13 protein-coding genes are annotated in these 23,997 nt (G+C 72.2%); 1 reads left to right on the top strand and 12 read right to left on the bottom strand.

What is annotated here, in order from left to right:
• Positions 1–9: 9 nt before the first annotated feature.
• The 11 genes from ACIP93_RS33255 to ACIP93_RS33205 form a co-directional block, all read right to left on the bottom strand.
• The gene (locus ACIP93_RS33255) at positions 10–12,096 is read right to left on the bottom strand and encodes a hypothetical protein (protein ID WP_401765151.1); all 12,087 of its coding nucleotides are present in this window, start codon (positions 12,094–12,096) and stop codon (positions 10–12) included.
• Positions 12,097–12,169: 73 nt separating this feature from the next.
• Positions 12,170–12,382: a hypothetical protein gene (locus ACIP93_RS33250; protein WP_401765149.1), complete on the bottom strand. Its 213-nt coding sequence runs from the start codon at positions 12,380–12,382 to the stop codon at positions 12,170–12,172.
• A 7-nt stretch (positions 12,383–12,389) separates the two neighbouring features.
• Entirely contained in the window at positions 12,390–14,843 is a 2,454-nt protein-coding gene (locus ACIP93_RS33245) for a phage portal protein (protein ID WP_401765147.1), read from the bottom strand.
• Positions 14,843–15,190 (bottom strand): hypothetical protein, encoded by a 348-nt coding sequence (locus ACIP93_RS33240; RefSeq protein ID WP_401765144.1) that lies wholly within the window; start codon positions 15,188–15,190, stop codon positions 14,843–14,845. The genes ACIP93_RS33245 and ACIP93_RS33240 overlap by 1 nt, the downstream gene beginning before the upstream one ends.
• A 41-nt stretch (positions 15,191–15,231) precedes the next feature.
• Positions 15,232–15,762, bottom strand: a complete 531-nt coding sequence (locus tag ACIP93_RS33235) for a hypothetical protein (protein WP_401765141.1) — start codon at positions 15,760–15,762, stop codon at positions 15,232–15,234.
• Between the two features lie 107 nt (positions 15,763–15,869).
• On the bottom strand, positions 15,870–16,529 hold the full coding sequence (locus tag ACIP93_RS33230) for a hypothetical protein (protein ID WP_401765138.1): 660 nt from the start codon (positions 16,527–16,529) through the stop codon (positions 15,870–15,872).
• 130 nt (positions 16,530–16,659) lie between these two features.
• Positions 16,660–18,528 (bottom strand): ATP-binding cassette domain-containing protein, encoded by a 1,869-nt coding sequence (locus ACIP93_RS33225; protein ID WP_401765135.1) that lies wholly within the window; start codon positions 18,526–18,528, stop codon positions 16,660–16,662.
• Between the two features lie 145 nt (positions 18,529–18,673).
• On the bottom strand, positions 18,674–19,105 hold the full coding sequence (locus tag ACIP93_RS33220) for a lasso peptide biosynthesis B2 protein (protein ID WP_401765132.1): 432 nt from the start codon (positions 19,103–19,105) through the stop codon (positions 18,674–18,676).
• Positions 19,105–19,416: a PqqD family protein gene (locus ACIP93_RS33215; RefSeq protein ID WP_401765129.1), complete on the bottom strand. Its 312-nt coding sequence runs from the start codon at positions 19,414–19,416 to the stop codon at positions 19,105–19,107. Before ACIP93_RS33215 ends, ACIP93_RS33220 begins: the two co-directional genes overlap by 1 nt.
• Entirely contained in the window at positions 19,410–21,176 is a 1,767-nt protein-coding gene (locus tag ACIP93_RS33210; RefSeq protein WP_401765126.1) for an asparagine synthase-related protein, read from the bottom strand. The genes ACIP93_RS33215 and ACIP93_RS33210 overlap by 7 nt, the downstream gene beginning before the upstream one ends.
• A gap of 303 nt (positions 21,177–21,479) precedes the next feature.
• A complete protein-coding gene (locus tag ACIP93_RS33205; RefSeq protein ID WP_401765124.1) occupies positions 21,480–21,641 on the bottom strand; it encodes a hypothetical protein in 162 nt (53 codons plus the stop codon).
• A 240-nt stretch (positions 21,642–21,881) separates the two neighbouring features.
• Between ACIP93_RS33205 and ACIP93_RS33200 the strand changes: the two genes are divergently transcribed.
• Positions 21,882–23,309, top strand: coding sequence for a transcriptional regulator (locus ACIP93_RS33200; protein ID WP_401765121.1), 1,428 nt, complete (start codon positions 21,882–21,884; stop codon positions 23,307–23,309).
• A gap of 18 nt (positions 23,310–23,327) precedes the next feature.
• Here the strand turns inward: ACIP93_RS33200 and ACIP93_RS33195 are convergent, their stop codons facing one another.
• Positions 23,328–23,840 carry a LuxR C-terminal-related transcriptional regulator gene (locus ACIP93_RS33195; protein ID WP_401765118.1) on the bottom strand — a complete coding sequence of 171 codons (513 nt, stop codon included), beginning with the start codon at positions 23,838–23,840 and terminating at the stop codon, positions 23,328–23,330.
• Positions 23,841–23,997: the final 157 nt, after the last annotated feature.

Genomic DNA, 23,997 nt, shown 5'->3' with positions numbered 1-23,997 from the left:
TGCTGCCTCCTATCGCGTGGCCATCAGGCCCAGGAGGAACGCCCGCAGGTCGTCGTCCTGGTACCAGTCGCCGCTGAACATCGCCTGAATGGATCGGGCGAGACTGTCACCGGTCTCGCGTTGCGTCTGCTGGCGCCGCAGGAGCCGGTCCAGAGCGCTCGGCCGCATGCGGCGGGCGCCCGGGCGGCCGGTGTGTGTGCGGGTGAACCAGAACGTGCGCTGCGCGGCGTCCAGGTCGCCGAGGTGCCGGGCGAAGTGCTGCGCCAGGGCGTGCCCGGCGGTGCCCAGTCCCCCGTCGGCCAGGTCGGCGACCGTGATGCGCTGCCCGTCCGGCTCATAGCGGCCCTGGTCGCCGTTCACGGCCGTGATCCGGCGCGCCCCGGGGGTGTCGAGCCATGCGCGCGGGATGAGGCGCTGCACGTCCCGTACGGCCCGTTCGGCGTCCGGGGTGGTGTCCGGGCCGAACACGAGCGCGTTGTTGCCCTCCGGCCCCATGTCGCGGAGGTCGGCCAGCGCCGCGGCCACGGCGTCGGGCACCGCGGCGGCGTAGCGGGCGCGCATGTCCGCGTACTCCCGGCGGGCGCTCGACAGTTCGGCGCGGGCTGCCGTGATCTCGATCTCGAGGTCCGGGTCGTCCGGGATGGTCGCACCGCTGCGGGCCGCCTGCAGGTTGACCAGCCGGCGCTCGCTGTCGGCTACGTGGTCGTCGGCATCCTGCAGCACCGCGTGCGGGTCGTCGCCGAAGTCGTCGCCCAGCACGGCGGACAGACGACGGGTCACGTCCTGGTCGACGTCGGTACCGGCCGCCCGCAGCGCCGCCATGTGACGGAGAGCAGCCAGGCCGGGGCCGCCGTCGGCCGCCCGGTCCGGTGTCCACTGGATACGGTCGGAACGCTCCGGGAGCCGTCCCGCAGCAAGCTGCCCCCACGTCGTCGGGCGCCAGACGGAAACACGTCGCTGCGCCTGCCCGAACCGGCCCGGCTCCGGCATCAGCCCGGCCCAGTGGGAGATCCGCCCGGCCAGAGAGCCGCTGTTCGTGTCGGGGAGGCTCACCGCGCGGTGCAGGCGCGCCAGGCGGCGGGACTCCGGCCACTGACGGACACGGCGGACCATGCGCCGCAGGAAGGCGCGCAGGCGGCTCACGCGTTCGCGTGCCGTCCGGTACTTCTCAGCGATCTTCCGCACTGCGGTCTTCACCAGCTCCGCGAGGCGCTTCGCCATGCGGATCAGGAGCGCGACGACCCGGGCGAGGAGCCCCGGCTGCCGGCCCGCGTCGGGGGACGCGGCGGCGACCCGGGCGGCGACCCGGCGGGCGGTGGCCTGCCGGGACCCGCCCATGTGCTGCGTGAGGATGCGGGCGATTCGCTCGGCGTCGCCCGGGTCGACGCCTGCGGTCTGAAGCTGCCGCAGAAGTGCGTTCACCGCGTCGCCGGCGTGCCCCGTGACCGTCCGGGTGATGTCCGGGTCGGCTCCCGGATCTGTCGCCGTCTGGCGCCCGGCGACCTGACCGGGAATGAGGCGCAGCAGGTCCCGTGCTCGGGCCGCCAGGTCCTCGTTGCTCTCGCCGGGAAGCGGCTCGAGATCGTTGATGGTGCGCAGCGCCGCCCGCACGGTGTCCGTGTGGGTCTGGTTGCCGCTGTCGCGAAGGCGCTGATCGGCGGCGGTCCGGTCCTGGCCGGTGATGTTGGCAGCGTCGAGCGCGGCGGATCCGTCGCGGCGGGCCGCCTTGCGGGCGTCGCGCAGTGCGTCGTTGGTCAGCCGCTGGGCGATCTGCTCACGCAGGGCATGGATGTCGCCGGACGGTTCCGTGCCCGCGATGGCCTCGTCGACGATGCGGGAGGCAAGGCCGCGGACGTGGTCGTTGACAATCCGGTCGACGTCGGACTGTGCCACCTGGTTGGGGTCGCGCGGCATACCGGCAGGCGGCAGGGCCGGGGTCGGCCGGTTGCGGTCGTAGACGTTCACGTCGCGCCCGTTGTGCAGGGCGAAGTCGTGCACGTTGCCGTCTTCGTCGACGCCGGTGAGCTGCATCCACCAGCCGTTGTGCCGGGGCTCGCTGATGATGGTCAGCCGCCGGTGGCCGTTGAGCTGGTAGCCGGTCCGGCTCACCGGTGCGTCGATGACGTCGCCGGTGCGCAGGCTCCCCGGGCGAACCCGGGCGATGGGCAGTGAGGGGGCGGGCGGCGTGCTCGCAGGGGCTGGCAGGGCGTCCGGTGTGGCCGGGGCGTTCGGGGACTCCCCAACGGGGCGCGCCGGGCCGCTCGGGGGGTTCGGGGCCGCCTCGGAATCGTCGGCGTCGGGCGGGGTGACGGGGCCCGGAGCGGCTTCGGGGAGCTGCCACACGGGCATAGCCCCGTGGGCAACTCGGCGCCGCCACTGCTGGTTCTCCTGGTCCTCCAGAAGCAGTCTCCGCAGCCCGCCGGGGCCGTCCTCCACGTCGATGACGCGGAAGACACGGACCGCGTCGCCGCGCCGTTCGTCGGGCATGGCGATGGTGTCTCCTTCGCCGACGTGAGCGACGTTGGAGGGGCGGGGCCGGTGGAGCCCTTCGGGGGCGGGGCGGCCTGCAGCGCGGTCGAGGTGGTCGGCGGCGCGCAGCATGGCCCGGCCGTCCGCGGTGGACGGGTCGGCCGCCGCACGCAGTTGTGCGGCCAGGGCTGCGGCCTGCTGCACAGTCACGGGCAGGTCCTGCCCGAGCCGTGCCGCGGCCTGGTGGGCGTCCGGGTCATCGGCCGGGCTGTCCGCGCGGTCGCCGATGACGTTGCGGTCGCTCGCGTCGAGATCCGGGTCGACGGTCGGGCCCGTCACGGGGTCGATCGTCACGGGGGCGGGGTGCACGACCATGTTGCCGTCCGGCGCGGGGGCGTCGTCCGGGCCGAGCTCCGGGGCGCCGCCGTCCGGGCCCTGGGCGCGCGGAAGGACGGCACGGGCGTCGACGTCGATCTCGCCCATCTCGCCGGTGGTGGTATCGGCGTACTGCAGAGTGACGCGGTCTCCGTCTCGGCTGGGCGGGCTGGTGATCGCCACGGTGGCCATCGTGCCGTCGAGGTCCAGGACCACGACGTCGCCTTCCTTGAGGTCGCTGGCAACCGGCTCGTCGATGCCGGTCACCGGCGCCGGGGCGGGGACGTTGTCTCGGACCTCGGCGACACGGAGGGCCCCGGCGCTGCGGGTGAGGCTCCCGTTGGCCGTGGTGATGGTGACGGTGTCGCCGTCAACTTCGTCGACGGGGCCCAGGATCGTGCCGCCGATGTCGCTGACGATGTTCTGCGGGGTCACACGCTGCCCGTCGGCCGTCCAGCCGTCGGGACGCTGGCTGTCGGTGACGGTGAGGGCCGTCGGGGCGAGTGCGTCTTCGTCGTTGCCGTCGGACCAGCGCACCGAGACGGTGGTGTCGGTGGCGCCGGTAACCGTGCCTTCACGGCCATGGGTGCCGGTGACGGTGCTGCCGGGGAAGAGGCCTTGGCCGTTGCGGTCTACCGGGATGCGGTTGGGCAGATTCCCGGCCCGGAGCGAGACCTGGGCGCCGCTGGCCGGTGACCCGGGCACAACATCGTCCGGCGCCTCGGCGCGCGCCGCCGTGGCGTTCAGGGACGTGTAGACGTTCCCGGCCGCGCCGGTACCGTCCGGATTCTCGGTTACCCAGGTACGCCACATCTGGTCGGTGCGCCCGCGACGGGTCACGTTGACGAGCTCGGGGGTCGTCTGGACGTATCCGGCGCGCTGGACCGCCTCGCCCTTCTTGGTGGTGCCGTTCATCCGGACCATGTCGCCGGGCACCAGGTCATCGACACGGGCCCAGTGCGCGGGCTGCCCGCCGATCGGGTCGGGGTCCGGCTCCGCCGTGGGCTGTGCCGGCGGGCGGACAGTGTCTTCCGGGGTGTTCGTGGGCGCGTTCGGGGCCGGGGCCGGGGGGTTCGGGGTGTCGTCCTCGCCCTGCGGCTTGTCGTCACGGGGCCGCTGCACGTCGCTCTCGGAGCTGCCAAGCCCGTCGAGGAGACGACCGGCCCAGAATGCCCGGGTGTCGAGGTCGGTGAGTGCGCGGCGCTGTTCTCCTCCGCGCTGGGTGTCAGGCAGGGACCCGCGCAGCCACGCGAAGTCGTCGCGCGCCTGTGCCAGGTCGTCCCGCAGGTTTCCGCTGGGCGACCGCTGGTCACGGAAGGCGTCGACGAGACGAGACAGCCGCTCGTACCGGGCGCTCGCCTCGGGGTCGTTGCGGAGGGGCTCCGGCAGTTCCGGCAGTTCCCGCGTCATGCCCGCCAGGTGCACCGTCACGGTGTCCCACACGTCGTCGCTGGGGCTCTCCGGGTCTGTAGGGCCGTCCTGCAGGGCGCGGACGACCAGGTTGGCGAGTGCCGTGTCACGGCTCTGCGACCGGGTCCTCCTGTCCTGGCCCAGGCCGAAGAACGGCCGGGCGTCCCAGACCGGGTCCCGATCAGGGTGCGCCTGGTGGAGGTTGGAGAGGACGCCGATCTGCCGGCCGTCGAGCCACACGGACTCGGAGCCCCCGTTTCCGTCGGGACGCAGCTCAGCGCGGTCGGCGAACTCCTTCATCCGGTCACGCCCGCCGAACCGGAACGCCGCTTCCTCTTCGCCCTCGGCTGCGAGCGGGCTGAACGCCGGGGCCGGAGCGACGTCGGCGGCCGTGAAGGGGGGCGCGGTCTTGGGCTGCTCCTCGGGTGCTTCGTTCTGGCGCTGCTCCTCCTCGAACTGCTGGCGGTCGATACGGTCGCCGTCGCGGCGCTGCTGCTTGTACTGGTTGAACGTCAGACGGCCGCCGTTGAGGTCGTACCACTCCAGCAGTTCGTCACTGGCGTACTGCCTCCACCGCTCGTTCGGTGAGAGGGCGCCGCCAGAGAACAGGTCCCTCTCGTTGAACGGAAGGTCCTGGTACTTGTACTCGCGCTTGAAGAAGTAGCCGTTCGTGAAGTCGAGCGCGGCCCGGTAGCGGGCATCGTCGAGAAGGGCGAAGTCGTCGCGAAGCACGCGGTCGGCTTCGCGCTGCCGGTACTGCGGGTACGTAAGCCGGCCGTTGCCCTCCCACCAGTCAGCCAGTTCCGGCGAGGCCAGCTCTCTGGCTCGCTTGTTGCTGTACCTGCCGCCGGAGAACACGTCGCGAGGATCGACGCCGTCGGCCTCGGCCTCGGGGCTGAGGAGACGCCCGCCGGTGGACTGCATGGCCGCCTGGAACCGCTCCTCGTCGAGAGCGTCGTACTCCCGTCGCAGGCGCCCCGGGGTGGCCGGTGCGGGCCGTGTGACGTCCGTGCCGCCGAAACCGAGAGCCTCGTCCATGGCCTGGCCGCGACGCTCGGCGTCCTCGGCGTCCTGCGGAGGCGTGTCCGGCACGGCAGCACGGATCCGCTCGTCGACGTAGCCGTCGCGGCGGTCCATTTCCGCCATGACGCGAAGCTCGTCCTCCGGGCCCAGGCCCTGCAGCAGGACCGCCTCGAGGTCCGGGTCGCTCAGGGTCGTGAGGTCCTCGGGCAGGGTGAACGCACCGCTGCGCTCCTGCTCGTAGTCGTCCTGTGCCGCGCGCAGTGCCTGGGGGAGGTTGCGGCCTTCCCCGTCGCGCCACGCGGCGATGCTCGCCGGGCCCCACGCCTGGTGCCAGTCGAAGGGGTCACCGTTGCGGTCGGTGATCTCCTCGAACCGCCCGGCGAGCGACTGCGCCGCGTCGGGGTCGTCAGAGGTCAGGGTGATGCCGGGCAGGTTCGTACCGTTGCGGGCCTGGACGAAGCGCCACACGGTGGTGCCGTCGGGTTGCGCGTCCGGGTACAGGGCCAGTCCGCCCTCGGGCGACAGGGCGAGGCCTTCGCGGTCCGCCAAGTCGGCCAGGAGGGCGCGCCGCTCGGGGGTGTCTTCGTCCGGGGTGAGGCCGTCACCGTTCCGCCAGGCGTTCCGCAGGGAGTCCACGTCGCGGTGCCGCGGGCGGCGTGCCCGGTTGCCGTCACGGTCTGCGGAGCCGTCACCGCCGTCGTTCCCGCTCCCGTCGCCGGTGGGGCTCGGGGTGTTGGAGTCGGGCAGGTTCAGGCGCGGCAGGCGGGGCCCGCCGGGGCCGCCGGGACCGCCTGTGCCGGGGCCTCCGTTCCCGTTCCGGCGGTTGCGGCGCCGGCGCCGTCGCCGTTCCTCGTCGTCTTCGTCGTCTTCGGGGGTGTCCTGTGCGTCGTCATTGTCGTCTGAGTCGTCGCCTCCACCGCTGGAGTCGTCGTCTCCACCGCTGTTGTTGCTGCCCCCAGGGGGTTGGGGCGCGCCGCCACCTTCGGGTTCGCCGTCAGGGTCGGCCGCACCGGCGTCGCGGTCGCCGTCACTGCGCTGCCGTCGGTTCTGCTCGTCGTCCTGCTTCTTGTCGTCCTCGCTGTCCGGGGCGGCCCCGTCGGTTGTCTCGTCGCGGTTGCCGTCGGCCTGGCCGTCGGTGGCCTCCTCGTCGGTGCTGTTGTCGTCGTTGGCCTGGGTGCTGTCGCGGTCGTTCTGCTCACCGCGGGCGATACGTGCTGCGCGGCGGAACCGGTCGGCGGCAAGTTCACCCTGCGGGCCCGCGAGCTCGTACTGCTCGGCAAGCGCGTCCATACGGTCGGCGATGTCGCGGAGCTCCGCTTCCCGGTCCTCGGCGGAGTCGGCGCGGTCGAGACGGTCGTCGAGCTCCTGCATCTCCGGAAGCGAGTCGCCGCCCACGGCGTTCATGCCCTCGCCGAACAGGGTGCGCGTGCGGGCGGCCCGGTCGTCGTCGCCGTTCGGGCCGTCGGCGCTTTCGTCGCTGTTCTGGAAGTCCGGATGCTCAATGGCGGCCTCGGCCTTCCTGCGGGCGGCGGTGGCCCACGACTTGGACCTGCGCGTCTCGTACGGCAGCTCAAGGTCCGGGTCGTTGAACTGGCCCTCCAGCCACGCCGCCTCGTCGCGGATCTGGCGAAGGTCGCTCTGCAGGTCCTCCGTCTCAACGCGGCTGACGCGCTGGATGAGGTCCTGTAGACGCTGGATGCGCTCCGGGTCCTGCAGACCTTCCCTGTTCTGAAGGGTGGCGATGTCGTCGCCGATGTCTGCCATGCGGACGCGGAGTTCGTAGTGCCACTTGGGGGTCGGCTCCGGCCGCGTACGGTCGCTGGCCCACGCGAACGTGTCGTCGGGGCCGCGCAGGAAGAGAGGGGAGCCCCACGTGTGCGAGCCGTCCAGGGCGGAGTGGCTGACGACTACCGTGCCGTCGTCCCAGCGTTCCACTCTGCTGACGCGGGCGGGCTCCCCCCACCCCTCGGGGTACGGCCGACCGTTGCGGTCCCTGCCCATTCTCGGGACGCGGATGATGTCGTTCTGGGCAATGTCGTCGCGGTCGCCGAGGGCCCATCCGTCCGGGGTGTCGTGCCGTGCCTGGTCCTGCTGCGCGAGCCGGTCGTTGTCCTCGCGGCGCACGTCACGGATGGAGACGAGCGCGGCCACCGCGTCGGCACGGCTCTTGTAGAAGTCGCGGGACGTGTCCCCGTTGGCGTTGGTGTACTCCCACTTACGGGCACTCTGGCGGACCGTACCGGCGTCTTCACCGTCGACGGTCACCGGGTACGAGCCGTCAGCGTTCCGCTTGCCGATCTCAGCGCGCGCGAGCGCCGCAGCCCGTTCCTGCTTCTCCTTCTCCTTCTTCTCCCGGTCACGGCGGGCCAGGTCGCGCTTGCGCTGCTCCTCGGCCAGCTTCTCGCGGCGGTTGGCGACAGGGGAGAGCGCGAGCATGGCGCTGCCCTGAACGCGCGGGCCTTCGCCACTGCTCGCCACGTGCCGGTTCTGCCATGCCTGCAGCTCCTCGAGCTCGGCCTTCATGTCCTCGTCGGTCATGTCCGCCGGCGACGTGTCCCGGATGGGAGCGGCGGGCGCCGTCGCCGTCTCGTCGCCGGGGGTGCCCGAGGCATCGGAGTCGTCGGAGGCTTCCGGGGCCTCCGGGGGCTCGGGGGCGTTCGGGGTGCTACTTGCGATGAGGTCCGGGGTCCCGAACTCGTCCGTCGGCCGGGGCGCGTTCGGGTCCGCGGCCGCGGCCGCGGCCGGACGTTCCTCCTGGCCGAAGTCGTCCGGGCTCATCTGCTGCCACGGCATGCCTCCGCCGGCTTCGCTGCGCTCCCGTTCCGGCACGGTGCCGGGCTTGGACGCGCCGAAGGTGGCGTCGGTGCGCGGCACCTCGATCTCGACGTCGTCATCGCCGCGGCGGCCGGTGATGAGGACCTGGCCCAAATCACCGCGGCGGATCTCTGAAACGTCGAGCGGCTCCGACCAGCCGGTCACCGTACGGCCCCGGCTGTTCTCGTTCCGGCCCAGCTCGGGCAGGCGGACGGTGTCGCCCGGCTGGACGTCGTCCCACGCCGAGTGCTTCCAGCCCTCTCCGGCCCGGTTGTTGCGGGCGTCCGTGATCTTGTTGAGTGCGGTGATGGCAGCCGCGCGGCTCGGGTACCGCTCGGCGGTCGGGGTGCGGCCGTCACGGTCGACGAACAGCCACTTCCCCTTCTTCTCCTGGTAGACGACGCCGATGGGGGCCCCGTCCCGGCCCTGGACCTGCTGGCCCTTCTTCGTGGCAATGCGCTGCGGGTCGCGGACGAAACCGGCCTGGTCGCGGCGGTTCATCTCGTCGCGGCGGCGGGCGAAGCTCCGCTCGGACTGAGCTGTGGTCAGGTCGTTGATGCGGGCGGAGACCTGGCGGCGTACGGTCCGTGCGGCGGGGTCGTTGCCCTCGGGCAGCGTGGCACCGCGCAGGTGCTCGAGCTCCGCCGCGATCTGATCGTCCCGCATGGACTTGGCGTCGGTGGCCCCGGGGCGGGGAGTGCCGTCGTCGGCGGGCTCGTCGAACATGGTCCTGATCTCGCCGTCGCGGCGGCGGGCGAGGACGCTGTTGTACGGCGTGGACCCGCGGCCCTGCAGGCGCAGGTTCTTCGGGCCGACCGAGTCGACGGTGTCCCAGGAGCTGCCGGTCCACACCTCGTCACCCGGCCGGAAGTCGGTGGTGGCCCAGGCGCCCGCCGGGGCGGAGTAGCGCCCCTTGAGCTGCTCGAGCTGCTCCTCGGAGAGCTCCGGCCGCTCGGTGTTTCTCTCCGGTACCTGGTAGGCGACGCCGCGCCCGTCCATCCACTCCTTGAGCCGCCGCACCTTGTCCGCGCGGCGGGACAGGGTCATGTTGCTGGGTAGGTAGAAGAACCGCGGCTGTGACCTGTCCCTGCTGGCCTTGAAGCCCAGGCTCCGCAGCACGTCGAACTCTGCGTCCGAGACCGTGCCGTTGGGCGTGGGGAAGCGGACGACGGTTCCGGTGCCGCTGTGGTCGATGGTGACCTGGTCCGGGGCCGCGGCGGGCTCAGCAGCCGCCGGGACACCTGCAGCATCCGCTTCGGGTGCTGCGTTCTCCGCCTCCGGTGCTCGGGGTTCCGGCGCGTCTGCCGGCGGCTCACCTGCCGGGGTGCCCGGGGACGGGGCGTCTCCCTCCGGCACGTCCGTGCTGGGAGTGCCGTCCGCGGATGCGTTCCCCTGCGGTGCTTCGGGGGCGTCCTCGTCCGGGTGCAGCACGCGCAGCTCGTTGTCCGGGGCGAGGAAGTGCTCCCGGCCGTCTTCGGAGACGACACGGATGCGGCCTCGGCCGGTACGCACCGGCTCCTCCGCCACGGTGTGCGTGCGGCCGTCGGCGTCGACGAACCGGTCCCCGCGCTGGAAGTCGAGAGGCCTGCGAGTCTGCACGGGGCGCAGCTTGCTGGTGTCGCGGCCCTCGGCGGCGGCGAACATGTCCGGCGTGCCCAGGGGGTCGTCGGGGCGGTCGAGCGGGTTGTCCGGGTCGGCGACCATCGGCTGCGGTTCGTCCTGGGCGACGTCGAACAGGCCGCCGCCCTCCTCCGCAGGCGTCTTCGGCTTCGGTTTCGGCTCCTCCTTGGGCTTTCGTCCGGAGCGGCGGGCTTCCTCCGCCTCGAGGACCCGCAGGCGGGTGCGGTCGACACCCTGCAGCTCCCCGCCGTTGGCCATCTCCTGTTCCATCAGGGAGACGATCTCGTCGCGGAGCTCCCTGTCCTTCATGGAGGACGGCGCCTTGGAGCCGCCCGGGCGCACCGCGTCGAGCTGCTGGGACACCTCGTCGGGCGACAGGGTGACGGTGCCGGCCTGACCGTCGGGCTCGGCGCTCGGGGTACCCGGGGCGTCCGGGGCCGGGGCGTCCGGGGCCGGAGCGGGAGCGTCCGGGGCGGGGACGGGGGCCTCGGCCTGGCGCTTCCGCTTGTTCTCGCTAATGGCGCGGGCGTCGGCCGCGAACCGGTCGGCGTTCTCGTCCAGGCGCCCCTCAAGCTGCTGCAGCGCCTCCAGCACGTCCCGCTTCAGGCCCTCCTTGTCGAGCTTCTCGATGGCGGCCAGGGCGCCGTGCATGGCATCGGCGTTCTGTTGGTAGCCGTCGGCGCCCTTGGGGGAGTCCGTGACGTTCTGCATGTGCTGGGCCAGGGCGCGGAACTCCTCCGGTGCACCGTCCGGCCACTGCTTGCCCGCGAGCTTCTCGACCTCTGCCCAGTCCTTGAGGACCTTCTGCGCGGCGCCCTTGGCGTCTTTGCTGCTGAGGTGCCGCTGCGTGTGCCCAGGGGCGTCGCGCTGCGCGTCCTCCGGGCGGCGGCGGGCCCTGGGAATGACGTTCATGCTGTCGCCCGGGGCCGCACCGAACTGGGTGATCTCCTGCCGGCCGCCCAGGTTGCGGGCGGTGAAGGTGCGCCCCTCCGGGTAGCGGCGTACGTCCGTGATGACGTGGCCGAACTCGCCACCTGCCACGATGTCGCCGACGCGGACGCGATCGGCACGGACCTTCTCGGGGGTGAAGCCGTCGGTGTGGCCCGTCACGGCGTACTGCTTCGGCGTCCGCATGATGCGCACGCTGTCCTCGGACGTCATCACCGTGCCGTCCGGGGCGGTCAGGGTGGCGTCCAGCAGGGGCGCCCACCTGTTCTTGTCGTAGGTGGGGGCGACCGTGCCCTCGAGGGTGACCGTCTCGGGCTTGTCCTGGTCCCGGGTGCTGTCCGGCCACTCGATGTCGCGGCCGTTCACGGTGACCTTGACCCGGTCGCCCGGCTTGAGGGCGTCAGGGCCGGCCGTCGTCTCGGGCGCACCGCCGTCGGCGTTGGTGGCCTTCGGCGGCTGGGTGGTGGGGAACTCCTGCCGGGCCCGCTTGATGGCGGCCAGGATGTTCTCGCCCTTGGGCGAGCGCCAGGTGCGGGCGGCCTGGTCGAGACCCGGGTCGGAAAAGTCGAACCCTCCGCTCCCGGCCGCGGTGCCGCCGGTGCTGCGGTGGAGGTGCTGGCCGAAGGCGAGGGCCTCGGCGGGCGTGCTGAAGTCCCCGGCCGCGTCCATGCGCTGTCCGGTGCCGGTCGCCGTCAGGTACCAGCGGCCGGTGGCGTCGTCCCGGAGTGCCACCAGGTGACCGGTGCGCGTGGTGTGCAGAGGGTCGTCGTCGCCTGCGACGGACCGGAGGAACTGCGCCATGCCCGGCTTCTGGCCGGGCTGCCTGGCAAGGTCGAGGAAGTGCTGGCGGACGGCTGCGACGTCTCCGAAGCGGGCGCCGTCGTCGTGCGGCTTGTTCGGCAGCGCGCGCACGTTGACGGGCAGCGTGCCGTCGGCGGGCTCGTCCTGGTCGTCGTCCTCGTGCGGGCCGACGGGGTCGTCATCGTCGCCGATGGGCTGGCCGCGGTCATCGGCGTCGTGCGGGTCGTTGGGGGTGTCGGGGTCGCCGTCGTCGTCCCGGGCCACGCCGTTGCCGCGGCGCGGGTCCTTGACGCGCTTCTCGTCCTCCTCCTGGACCTTGTCCTCGTTGTCCGTGGGCGCGGAGCCGTCGGGGCGGGCGACCATGGACACCCACTTGGCGCTGGTGGTGTGCCTGCGGCCGTTGAAGACGTTCGGAGCCGTCTGGTCCTGGACGAGGATCCGGTCATTCGGGAGTGCGCGGACGACGCGCGCGAGCTTGCCGCCCCACAGGCGGACCGTTCCGCCCGTCTCGATAAACCTGCCCTTGCTGTCGCGCGGGTGCAGGGCGGGGTTCCACCTACGGCGGGCAGCCTTGACCTCAAGGTCGTCACTCAGGTCCTGCAACTCAGCGTGCGCAGCAGCGGGGCGATTCAGCATGCCGTGGACCATGCACGCCGGTGACGCTTAGCGTCGCGCCCTGCCGTGGGGGCGCGACGCCGGGCCGGGGCCCCTACATGGTTTCGGTGAGGATGTGGATGGCGAACCAGCCGCTGAATCCGAGCCAGCCGACGGCGAATACGGCTCTGCCGGCCTTGCTGGTGCGCGTGCGGAACAGGCGGCGGAAGTTCTCGGACAGGGTGTCGTCGTCACGCTTGTTGGCCAGGGCGATGCCCTCGGCGATGGTGAACATGACGGTCCAGGCGATCCAGATGGCGGGCCACATGGGCAGGTCACTCCTTGGGGTCGGTGTCGTAGTGGAGGCGGCATCGGCAGTGGATCGTGAGGGCGATCGGCGCGAAGGGGTCGCCGGGGTACCGGAGCTGGGCGCCGTCGATTTCGTACGGCGTGCCGACCGGCAGGGTCTTGCCGTGCAGGGCCTTGTGTGCGGGCCGTACACGGTCGTCTCGGCGGGTGATCCAGGTCCGGACGACTCCGGGTCCGGCGCTCTCCGCTGCAGCGTCCGCGGCGCCGTTGACGGTTGCTACGGCGCAGGTCTCCGCGACGCGGGAGACGAGCGTGGGCGCGGCTGCCTCGTAGAACCTGCTGACCGCGTGCTCCAGGTCCTCGAGCGTGAGCTCAGCCGTCAGGGTCTGGAGGCTGTGCAGCTCCTCGGCGAGGTCTCCGAGGAGCGTGGTCACGGCTTCCCCGGCGTACATCGCGCTGACGAGGGCGGCAGCGACTGCGGCCGGGGGCACCGTGTTGGTGCCGGCGACGGCCTGGCCCAGCTTCCGGGCGGTGGTGGCCGCGGCCTGCTGCAGGATCGGGGCGAGGGTGTTGGTGGTCTCCTCCGCCCATCGGGACGCGCTGACCACGCGGTCCTCGTCGATGTTCGCGTCACCGCCGCGGGTGTCAGCCGCGTTCTCCGGCTCCCAGAACCTGGTGTGCTTGCGGAGCTTCGGGGCGCGCAGGCGGGCGATGATGACGCCCTCCTGGCGGGCCAGCAGCGCGGTGAGTGCTGCCTGAAGGGCCATGGACAGGGTGTCGAAGTCCACGTCGGTGACCTCGAACCCCTCATCCTGGAGCGCCTTCGTTTCGAGTCGGGCGCGGGCCGCTTCGACATCCTCGGCCGCGGGCCCGGGCGCGGTCGGCCGGTTGGTGGCGCGGGCGCGGGCAACTGCCTCGGCGGCGTCCCCGGGGAGTGCGTCGGTGGTGAACTCGGCGCGGGCGGTGGCCACGGCGTCGGCCGCGGTCGCGGTCGTGCCGGTGGGCAGCTCGAGCGGTGCCTGCCCGCGGGCCGCGGCGACGGCGTCCGCAGCGGTCGGAGACGGTTCGAGCTCGCGCGCGGCGGCGACCGCCGCGGCGGCGGACTCATCCCCGCCGGCCGGGGGCAGTGCGGCGCCCGGGTCACCGCCGGCACCCGGCTCGGGGGCGAGACCGAGGGCTGCGGCGTCCTGGTCGTTCGCGGGGACCGGGGCCTTCTGGGGGGAGATCCACAGGGCCCGGGACTGCGGGGTGTCGAAGGCGGGACGCCCGGCGATCTGCCGGTACTCGTCGATGGTGAGCAGGCCCGACTCGAACTCCTTGCGGGCTTCTTCGCGGGCTTGGCGGCGGGGGAACTCCAGGGCCTGTACCCGGCTGGTGTCGAACCGGATCACCCAGTCGTCGGACAGGTCCGGGTCGAACGCCGACGCGATCAGGTTGAGGTGGGGCAGCTCGGTGTGCGCCCAGAAGTTCCACTCCTCGCGGTCGGCGTTGTTGAACGTCCGCTCGGACGCGTTGCCGATGACGGATTCGTACACGCCGAACGCGGAGAGGATCTCGTTCTTCGAGGTGGTGGCCAGCGTCTCGTAGGCCATCTCCCGCGGGCGGGCGGAGGTGTCGACGTAGGTGACGCCGCCGGGCCCTGTGCCGACGAGAGTGAGCTGTCCAGCGTTGTGCGCGCCGGGGGCGAGGCGCTTTTGAATCCGGTCGACCTCGTTGGCGTCGACACCGTCCAGGTCGATTCCCACGATCCCGCCGGGGCGCCCGTCGTTGTCGATGAAGGCGATGTTGTAGGTGCGCGCCTTCACGTCCAGGTCGATGCTCAGCCCGGCTGCCTCGAGCGGGGTCACGCCGCAGAACGGATCGGTCGGGTGGGGGTCGCGCAGCCAGATGACGTGCTTCGGCGTGAGCACCCGGATGTGGCCGGCGTAGTCCGTGAACTCGAAGTGCTTCACGTAGCTGGCGTTCTCGTCGTCCGGGATGATCTGGACGCGGTCCGGGGGCAGCAGGTCGAGCCTGGCCAAGACGCCGCCGCGGCTGTACGTCTTCTCGATGAACACGCCCTTTTTGCTGAGCAGCAACTGGGCGCTGAGCCGCTTCTTGAAGACGTCGCCGGTCTCCAACGGGTTGGCCTGCTTGTTCAGCAGCTTCAACAAGGGGTGGTCCTCGAGAGTCTCCTCGAACTCCCGCTCGTCGCCGCCGCGGCCGATCTGGATGGGGAGGGTGGAGGCGTGCTTGCTGATCGCCTCGACGCTCTTGAAGGTCCAGATGGACCGTTCGTAGCCCTCGACGATGACGCGCTCCATGTCCCAGCCGTCAGCGCGGCCGGGGGTGCCCCAGACGTTGGTGACGCCGGCGTACGACATGGACGTGTAGACCCCGCCCCCGGCGAGCAGGTCTTTCGTCTCCACCGGCGGGGGTGGCGGCTCGGCGGTTCTGGGCGCGAGCAGGCCGCGGAGGGTGGGGAGGAACTGGCGGGGCATCAGGCCCCCTCAGACTCGCGGTCGGTGGTGAGCCAGACGCCGACCGCGGTCACTGCGAGGGCGACACCGATCCATCCGAGGGGCACACACAGCGCGAACGCGCAGCCGGTCAGTCCGCCGTATCCGACTCCGCAGACCATCAGGCGCAGGCCGTGGACGGAACGCGGGGCGTTGGGCTTGGGGGCGATCAGCAGGCCCGACGCGAGAATTCCGCTCATGGCGGCGGACAGGCCTGCGATCGGGTGAAGTGCGCCCAGCGCCGCGAGGACACCGAGCACGCCGAAGGCGGTGAGGCACAGACCGGCGGCTTCGCGGGCGAGGGCCCTGGAGGTTCGCTGAGTAGTCACGCCGCGCACCATGCGTGGTGGGTGGCGTTAGTGTCGCGTGCTCAGCGCTTGGGGCGGGACACCCCTGTCACGTAGGCGCCAACGCCACGCCGGTTGATCGTGCCGCTGGGGATGAGCCGCGCGTTCGCGGGCGGTATGGGGACCTTCCGCTTCGCTCGCCTGGACTGGTCCCCGCCGATCAAGTGCGTGTTGTCGATCTTCGCGGAGCAGTCGTCACCCTTGACCTCGTCGTACGGGCGGCGGCACCCCTTGCAGTACACCTCAAGCGCGTCGACGCGCTGCCCTGCGGCGGCCTTGAAGGAGCCCCGGTAGTCGGCGACGCTCGCGATCTTCGCGGCGACCTCGATTTCCGCAGCCACGACCCAGACGTGAGAGAGGTCCGGCGTCTCTTCCCGGACGGGTGCGGCCGGGGGGCCCTGCGGGGCGGACCTCTCGGCCGTCTTCGTCTCGGCCGCCACCGCGGGCGGAGGCGTGGCCAGCGTGAGGGTGGGCTCGGGCTCGAGCCAGGCGAAGAGGCTCTCCTGCAAATGGGAGCGGCTCGCCTGGGCCGAGAGAGCTGTCGCGGTCGTCACCGTTCCTCCGAAGCGCCGTTGGGGTTGACATAACGCTCACCCCCTTCACCGGCACCAACGTCTACGGCCGCAATCTGTTACACCGAGTCCGGCGGGCGCTGCCTGTCTCAGCCGACAGGTACAAGGGCGGCGTCGTACTGCTCGACGGCCCAGGGCAGCACCACGCAGGACAGCAGGAACCAGTTGCTCCAGCGGTACAGGTCCCAGTCCTGGACGGGGAAGTGGAACTCGGAGGCCATGTACTCCTCCAGGGTGGCGCCGGCGGGGCGTTCGGCGTCGACGCGGCCCTCGACCCAGCCCAGGGTGCGCATCAGCGCCGCCTCGGTGTCGAATGAGGAGAGCCAGTCCTCGGCGTCCTCGGCCCGGATGTGCTCGTGCGTCTCCACGGCCTCGGCGACGGCCTGGCGCACGTAGGCGCGGGCGCGGTTCTCGTCGTACTCCTTGACCTCGCTGCCGGGCGCCAGCTTCTGTGCCCAGTGGAGCGGGTCGATCCGCTCGCGGTGCGGGCCGGGCCGGAAGAAGGCGAGCATGTCCTCGTCGTAGGTGAAGGACCAGCAGCCCAGTCCGCCGCGCAGGGTCAAGGTGCCGGGCCAGGTGATGATCTCGCACCACTCCCAGGAGGCTTTGGGGAAGCGGAAGGTGAGGTGGCGGTGCAGGCCGTCGTCCTTGACGACCGTCATCGTCGCGCCGTCGACCTCGGAGGCGAACCGCTCCTGCGCCGCGGCCATCTGCTTCTTCAGCTCGTCGTATGGATCGAACTCGCTCACGGAATTCTCCCTCTGTCCGGCACCCGCCGGGCCTGGCAGGGCGTCGTGAAGTACAACGACCGTCGCCGGTTCGGGTGCCGGGGTGCTCGCTTTCGTCAGGCGAGCAGGAGGCAGGCCTCCCACCCGGGGTTTACACGTCGTCTCCGTCCTGGAGCCGATGGAGTTCCTGGAAGAGGCCGCCGTGCTGGTTCAGGAGTTCGTCGTAGGTGCCGGTTTCCACAATGCGCCCCTGGTTCATGACGATGATCCGGTCGGCGGTGCGGGCGTTGGCGAGGCGGTGTGTGATGAAGAGGGTCACGCCGTCTGTTGCGGAGAGAGCTCGCAGCCGGCTGAAGACGCGGTGTTCGGCGCGGGCGTCGAGTGCGGCGGTGGGTTCGTCGAGGACGCGGACGGTGCCGTGGCGGTGGAAGGCGCGGGCGAGGGCGATGCGCTGCCACTGTCCCCCGGACAGGTCGTGTCCGCCCCACCAGGAGCGGGCCAGGGAGGTGTCGAGCCCGTCGGGGAGCTTGGCGAGGACGGTGTCGGCGCCGGCGGCTTCGGCGGCGGCCAGGACGGCGGTGTCGCCGTCGGGCCGGGGAGAGCCGAGGGTGATGTTCTCGCGGGCGCGCAGAGGCCAGCGGGTGTAGTCCTGCGGGACCATGGCGGTGCGGGCCCAGACGGTGGCGGGGTCGGCGTCGGCGAGGTCGATGCCGTCCCAGCGGACGGTGCCCGCACCGTCGTCGGGGAGGTAGAGGCCGGTGAGCAGGTGGACCAGGGTGGTCTTGCCGCTGCCGTTCTCGCCGACGAGGGCGACGACTTCGCCGCGTTTGAGGTCGAGGTCGACGTTGTCCACGGCCGGGCTGGTGGCCCCGGGGTAGGTGAAGGTGAGGGCGCGGGCGCTGATGACGTTCGGGCCGTCCTGCGGGATTTCGTGCGGGCCGCGGCGTGTGCGGTGGGCCTGGGCGTCCTTCAGGAATGCCGTCCAGTCGTCGAGGAAGAGGCTGGTGCGGAAGAGGCGGGCGGCGGCGCGCATCATGCCGGTGAGCGAGGCGTTGGAGGTGCGCAGGGCGAACAGGGCGGTGCCGGCGGCGGCCAGGTCGACGCCGCCCGTTGCGACGAGCGCGGTAAGGGCCGCCCAGGTGCCGAGGAGTGCGACTGCGGCCAGGGCGTCGCCGGTGAGCTGGATGCGCAGGGAGCGCAGCATGGCGGTCAGGGATTCGGCTTCGAGGCGGTCGGAGACCTGCGTGTACTGGCCGTGGAGGAAGGGCCCCATGTTGCAGGTGCGGATCTCGGCGGCGGTGTTGCGGTCGGTGGCGTAGTTGCGCAGGACCGAGCGCAGCCGGGAGTCGGCGAGCGTGGCGCGGGCGGTGGTGTGCTCGGTGCGGGCCGCCCGTACCGCAGCCCACCCGCGGGGGAGCGCGGCGAGCAGCAGCAGGCCCACCAGGGCCGGGTGCAGGATGCTCAGCACGGTGACGGCGGCGCACATCTGCGCGAGGGCGGAGATCATGCTCTGGGCGTCGTCGACGAGGTCGCGGGCCGATCCGGCACCCGTGCCCGCTGCCTCCAGCTCGTCTTCGAACCCGGGGTGCTCGTAGGCCGCGTACTCGACGGCGGCAGCAGCCCGCAGGACCTGGACGTCGGCTTCGCGGGCGCAGCGGGGGCCGAGGCGGGCGGCGGCGGCGCGGGCGGCGGCCTGCGCGAGGGCCCCGGCGGTGAGCGCGGCGCCGAGGAGGCAGGCGGCCGGGGCGAGTTCGGCCAGGAGGCCGCTGGTGGCGTTCCCGGCGGTGTAGGCGGCCAGGACGTCCAGCAGGGTGCGGATCACGGTGGTGGTGGTCGCCAGGGCGACGGCGGCGAGCACCGCGGTGATCACCTGCGCGCCGAGCAGGGCGAGCAGGGCCCGCCGGTCGGCCTTCCACCCCAGGCGCAGGGCCTGGTGGAGGGTGGCGGGCAGACGGCGGGCCATGGCCCAGGTGCTGACGGTGTCGACGGCGCTGTCGTGCGCGTCCGTTCTCATGCGCATGGGCGGCGGCGTACCGGCGGCGGCCGGTGGAGATAAGGTCACCCGTCCTGGTGTAGGGGACGGGCGGGGCGGAGTGCACCGCATTTGTGTTTCCGCCCGCGCCTTCGGGCAGTTCAGTACACTCCGCCGTCAACGCGACGCCCCTTCATTCACCCTTGCGGGTGAGGGGTGGGGGGGTGATCAGGGCGGCCGTCCACGGGCGCACCGGGTCGTCGTTCTCCAGCCCGAGCGTGAAGGCCTCGCCCTGGACCCAGGCGTGCGCCTCGTTGGGGGCAGCCCGTACGCCCAGGACCCAGTGCACACGGCGCCCGCACAGTGCGAGGGCGAGAACGGTGGCGAGGGAGACTTCCATGCAGGCGATCCGCCCGCCCCACCAGGGCGGGCGGACGGCGTGCACCGCCTGGTGCACGTTCTGGGCGAAGGCGGGCTCGGCGGGCGGCAGCCGGCGCAGCGCACCGGTGGCGGTCACGAGCCAGCGCAGCGGCAGCCGGTGCACGGCGATGGCCACCGGCAGCACCGTCGCGGCCAGCATCTTCAGCAGGAGCGGCGGACGTTGGTGGGCGGGGTCGGAAGCCATCAGCGGCACAGGATCACCCGCCACCAGCGTCGGGATGCGGGCCGGGGGCGCGGGGCGGAGTGCAGGAGGCCGCTGGCGCGCAGACCGTCCACGATCGCCTCGGTCGCCGTCTCGACCTGCGCCCGCTCGAAACCACGGGCGCAGACCGAGTCGATGAGGGTGCGCAGCGCGCTGCCGCCGCTCAGCGCGGCGTCCCAGATGCGGCGGGTGTCCTCGTCCAGCCACACCCACTGTCCGGTACGGAGGTTCAGCACGGCGGTGGCCTCGTGCCCGGGGTGGGCGATACGCAGGTGGTCGGGTCGGCTCAGCATGCGGTGCTCTCGGCGGGTGCGGGGGTGGGCAGGTGCTGGGGGAGGTGGTTGAGCCACAGGCAGGTGGTGAGCAGGAGTTGGAGGGCGGCACGCGGTGCCGCGGCGTCCCCGGCCGCCGCCCGGTTCAGGGCGGCGGCCACCGCCGCCGCATCGAGCAGGCCTTCCCGTACGAAGGGGCTGGCGGCGAGCAGCCGGTGCAGCGCCTGGCGGTTCGCCCGCAGCCCGGCCAGGAGGACCGGCCCGAAGGAGCCCTTCGAGCGGCGCCCGGATAGCCACGTCGGCAGCTCGGGCAGCGCCGCCCCCAGCAGCGGCTTGTACTGCCCGCTCCGGCGCCGCTCGTGTGCGGGGATCGCGTAGCAGGCGCGCACCACCTCGTTGTCCAGGTACGGGAACACCGGGTTGATGCGCAGCGGTTCGTACAGGCTGATCTCGTGGCGGGCGGAGGCCCCGTTGAGTCGCAGCGTCTGCCAGTCGTCCCACTGCCCCGCCCGCACGTCCGGTGCCCACCGGGCGGATTCCCGCAGCAGCCGGGCCACTTCCGTGCGCCCCTCGGGGGTGAGCCAGGCTGCGGCGGCACCCGGCTGGCACCACGACCACACCAGGGCCTCGCCCTGCGGCCGGGAGCGCTCGATCAGGGTGGCGGCGTCCTCCAGGGCCTGCCCGCGCCCCTGGGCGGCGGCGGTCTTCACCTGCCGCCACAGCGGGCCCGGAGCGGTGTCCTGCAGCCGCGCCCATGTTGTCGCCTGCGCCTTTGCCTCCCGCGTGCGGCCCTGCTGGACGAGGTCGACGAACGCGGCCGTCGACGACTCCAGCACCACGTCCCCGCCGTGCCCGGTCAGGTGGACCCCCAGCCCAGCCGCGGGGCGCAGGTAAGCGGCGTCCAGTCCGGTAATGGCGGCCGACAGCGTCGGAGCGTCCGTCGCTGCGGGCGGCGGGCCCGAAAAGTGCCAGGTCTCCGGGCCGCCCCGGTACAGGTGCTGGGCGATCCCGGAGTGCGCGGCGACCCGGGCGGCGAACTCGGTGTCTTCCGCGCTCGCCAGCTCCCCTCCGTAGGTCACCGCGCACACCTGACGGCGCTGTGCCGCAAGCAGCACGGCGGTGGAGGAGTCCAGCCCTCCGGACAGGTCCGCGCCCACGACCTCGTGCGGACTCACGTACCCCTCGACGGCGGCACGCAGGGCACCACCGACCCGTCCCGCACCGACCGTCAGCGTCACCGGCTCCGAGAGGCCCGTGACGTCCACGGTCGTGTGTTGGCCGTCCTCGATGAGCAGGCCCCGGCCGCCGGGCACCTGCTGCACGTTCGCGTACACCGACCGCTCGGGCCAGTGTTCGGCGCCCGCCACGATCTGTGCCGCCAACAGTCCCAGGTCCGGGCCGGGCGAGCCGGTGGCCGCGGCCACCCTCGCCGCGTGCGAACCCCACACCAGCCCGTCGGCCCCCTGCCCGACGAACAGGCCCCGCACCCCGGCCAGGTCCCCGGCCACGAAGGTGCGCTCGCCGTGGCGTGCCACCACCCAGTACGAGCCGGACCACCGTGTCAGCTCCGTCCACCGGCCCCGGCGCACCGCGTCCAGGCCCGTGCGGTACAACTCACCGGTGTTCACCCGGCAGTCGCCGAGCACGTTCACGCTGACCATGCCTTCCTGCTGGCTGCGCACCGCACACCCAGCAGACCAGGCCCGTACCGCACCGCTCACGGCCGTGCCGTCTGCGGGTTCCCGCTGCCCCGGCCCTCCGGCCACCCACACCTTGCTCACGAAGCACTCCTTGTCTGCTGAAAACGACGAGCGGCGCGGCACCCCGGCAGGGTGTGCCGCGCCGCACAGGCAAGCCCGAGGGATCAGGGATCGAACCAGAACATGTCCTTATCCGGGGTGTGCGCGACGCATCGGCCGCGCGTGACCTCGGCGACGGGCTCAGCGGTCAGCGACGGTTCGAACACCGGCGCTACTCGCGGCTCCACGTCACGTACGGACGGACCGTTCTCCCTCGGGATGTCCCGGACCGGGCGGTGAAACCCCATCACAGACGCTCCCTTCTTGGCGGAGAGGTCGGGCAGATCAGACCTCGAAGTAGTTCGACTTGTCGGAGTCGTTGAAGTTCTGCCGGCCACGGGTCGCCGTGACGACCGAAGAGGCGGCCAGCGACGGGGCGAAGGTCGGAACGATGTTCTCCTTGTCCTCGGCCGAGTCGACGGCGATGACGACGGTGTTGGTGACCATGGGGTCCTCCTGTATTCACGGGGATCGTGCAACCCGAGCGGGTGGTCCGCCGGGCAGAACCAGAACACCAGAACGGCCGGACGCCCGGAACTCGGCGAATGCAGGCGAACACAAGGCACTTGGTGCGGCGGTCAACAGCCGTGTGGGTGCGGCGAATTACGGCGAACTACCCGGCCCCATACCCTTCACGCTCGACGGCTCCTAACCTGAAGACCCCGGCGTCAGACGGAGGACGTTTCCATGGGCAGGCCCCCGCTCGACCGGCAGCCCAACAAGCTGCTCACGCACTGGCTGAACCGCGCGGGCATGTCGAACCGCGAACTTGCCCGTGCCATTGCTTCCCGGGCCAAGCAGGACGGGCAGGACGGTATCCAGCCGGACGAGAGCCGGGTTCGCCGATGGGGCAGAGGGGAAACCCCGCGAGCGCCTGTGCCGCAGTACATCGTCGATGTCCTCAGCGAGAAGCTGGGCCTTGCGCTCACCTGCCCGGACCTGGGATTTCCCGATCCGGGCGACGGCCCTGTCATGGTCGGCCCGGATCTGCCCTGGCAGTCCGCCGCGACGATCAAGGCGCTTGTGCACCTCACCCGGAGCGAAGTGATGCTGCCTACCACCCGTCAGAGCGCCGATGCGGCGCACATCCACACCGGCGACTCCCTGCTCGCCCCCCTCCAGGCGTGGGTCGGCGCCTCCCCGACATCCCCCGGGCCCGCCCCGGGCAAGGTGTCCGGCCGCGTCGGGACCACCGAGGTCGAAGGCATCCGCGCGGTGACGACGATGTTCCGGGAGATGGACAACCGGCACGGGGGCGTCCTGTCGAGAAAGGCCGTCGTCGCTCAGCTCGACGACGCCGTCGCGATGCTCGACTCCTGCACGTACACCGAGGAAACCGGCCGGGCCCTGTTCTCTGCGGTCGCCGACCTGGGGTCCGTGGCGGGATGGATGAGCTTCGACGCCGGGCGGCACAAGGGTGCCCAGCGCCTGTTCGTCACAGCCCTGCATGCCGCCGCAGAGGGCGGTGACAAGGCCCTCGGGGCGCACATCCTTCAGTGCATGGCCCGGCAGATGTCCCATCTGGAGCACTTCGAGGACGCCTTGGACCTCGTTGCGCTCGCCCAGTACGGGGCCCGCCGGCACATGTCGGCGGCCACCGCTTCCATGCTCGCCGCCCTGGAGGCCCGCTTCCACGCCATCCTGGGCAACCTCACCGAGAGCGAGTCCGCCGCAGGCCGCGCCGAGGACTCCTTCACCCGGGTGAACCCGGCCGACGAACCCGCCCACATGGCGTTCTTCGACGAGGCGGAGCTCGCGGCGACCCTGGGGGTCGCCCACCAGATCGCCGCGAAGCACAGCTCCGGCGCCCATCAGGCCCGACGAGCAGAGAAGTCCGTGCACCTGCTCGCCCGCGCTCTGGACCAGCGCCCCGAGCACCGGGTCCGCTCCAAGGCCTTCGACCACCTGGGCCTGGCACGCACCCATCTCACCGTCGGTGAACTCGACGCCGCCCACCTGGAGACCGGCCGCGCCCTGGAACTCTTCGGGACGATCAGCTCGCTGCGGGTCGCCGACCGGCTCACCGAACTGCACGACGAAGCGGCCCCGTACGACAACAGCCCCACCGCGCAGGACCTGCGCGCACAGATCGCTGACGCCGTCGCCGCCCGCTGAGACACCGCGCGGCGGTATCTACTCCGCGGGCACCGGGGCGCTTTCGTGGGCGGTACCGACGACGGCCTGATCCCGTGGTTCGTCGGCGAGCGGGCGCAGACGCCACCGGTAGAGCAACCCGACGGCGCCCGCCGAGGACCCCGCACCGCCCAGTGCTTCACGCGCTCGGACCAGGTACCGGCGCGTCGTTTCGGTCGCCAGGCCAAGTTCTTCGGCGGTTTGCGGTATCGACTTGCCCTCAGCAATGAGGGACAGGGCATCGCCCTGACGGGGGGAGAGCGCCGGGACGGGCCCGGAGGGCTGAGGCGGCAGCGGCACCACGCGCTCGCGGTAGACGACAGCCGCCAGTTGGGGGCGCGAGGACGTGCCCAGCAGCCTGTGGGCACTGGCCAGGTCGCGCTTGACCGTGTTCACGCTGATCTTGAGGCACGCGGCGATGTCGGAGTTCGTCTTGCCCAGCGCGAGCAAGGCGAGAATGTCCTGCTGGCGCCTGGTCAGAGCACCGTGCTCTTGGTGCAGAGGTTGCTTCATGAAGGACCCGTCCGAAGATTCGCAGAGGGAGACGGTGGTGGGGGGGGGGGGGGGGGGGGGGGCCCCCCCCCCCCCCCCGCGGGGGGGGGGGGGGGGGGGGGGGGGTGTGGGGGGGGGGGGGGGCCCGCGCAGGGTCGGGCGCCCGCGCCCCCGCCCC

Origin of the sequence: Streptomyces sp. NPDC088745, assembly GCF_044751045.1 — a bacterium.
Taxonomy (GTDB): domain Bacteria; phylum Actinomycetota; class Actinomycetes; order Streptomycetales; family Streptomycetaceae; genus Streptomyces; species Streptomyces cremeus.
The sequence above is the reverse complement of the archived record's forward strand: the minus strand, read 5'-3'. Positions and strand labels throughout refer to the sequence as shown.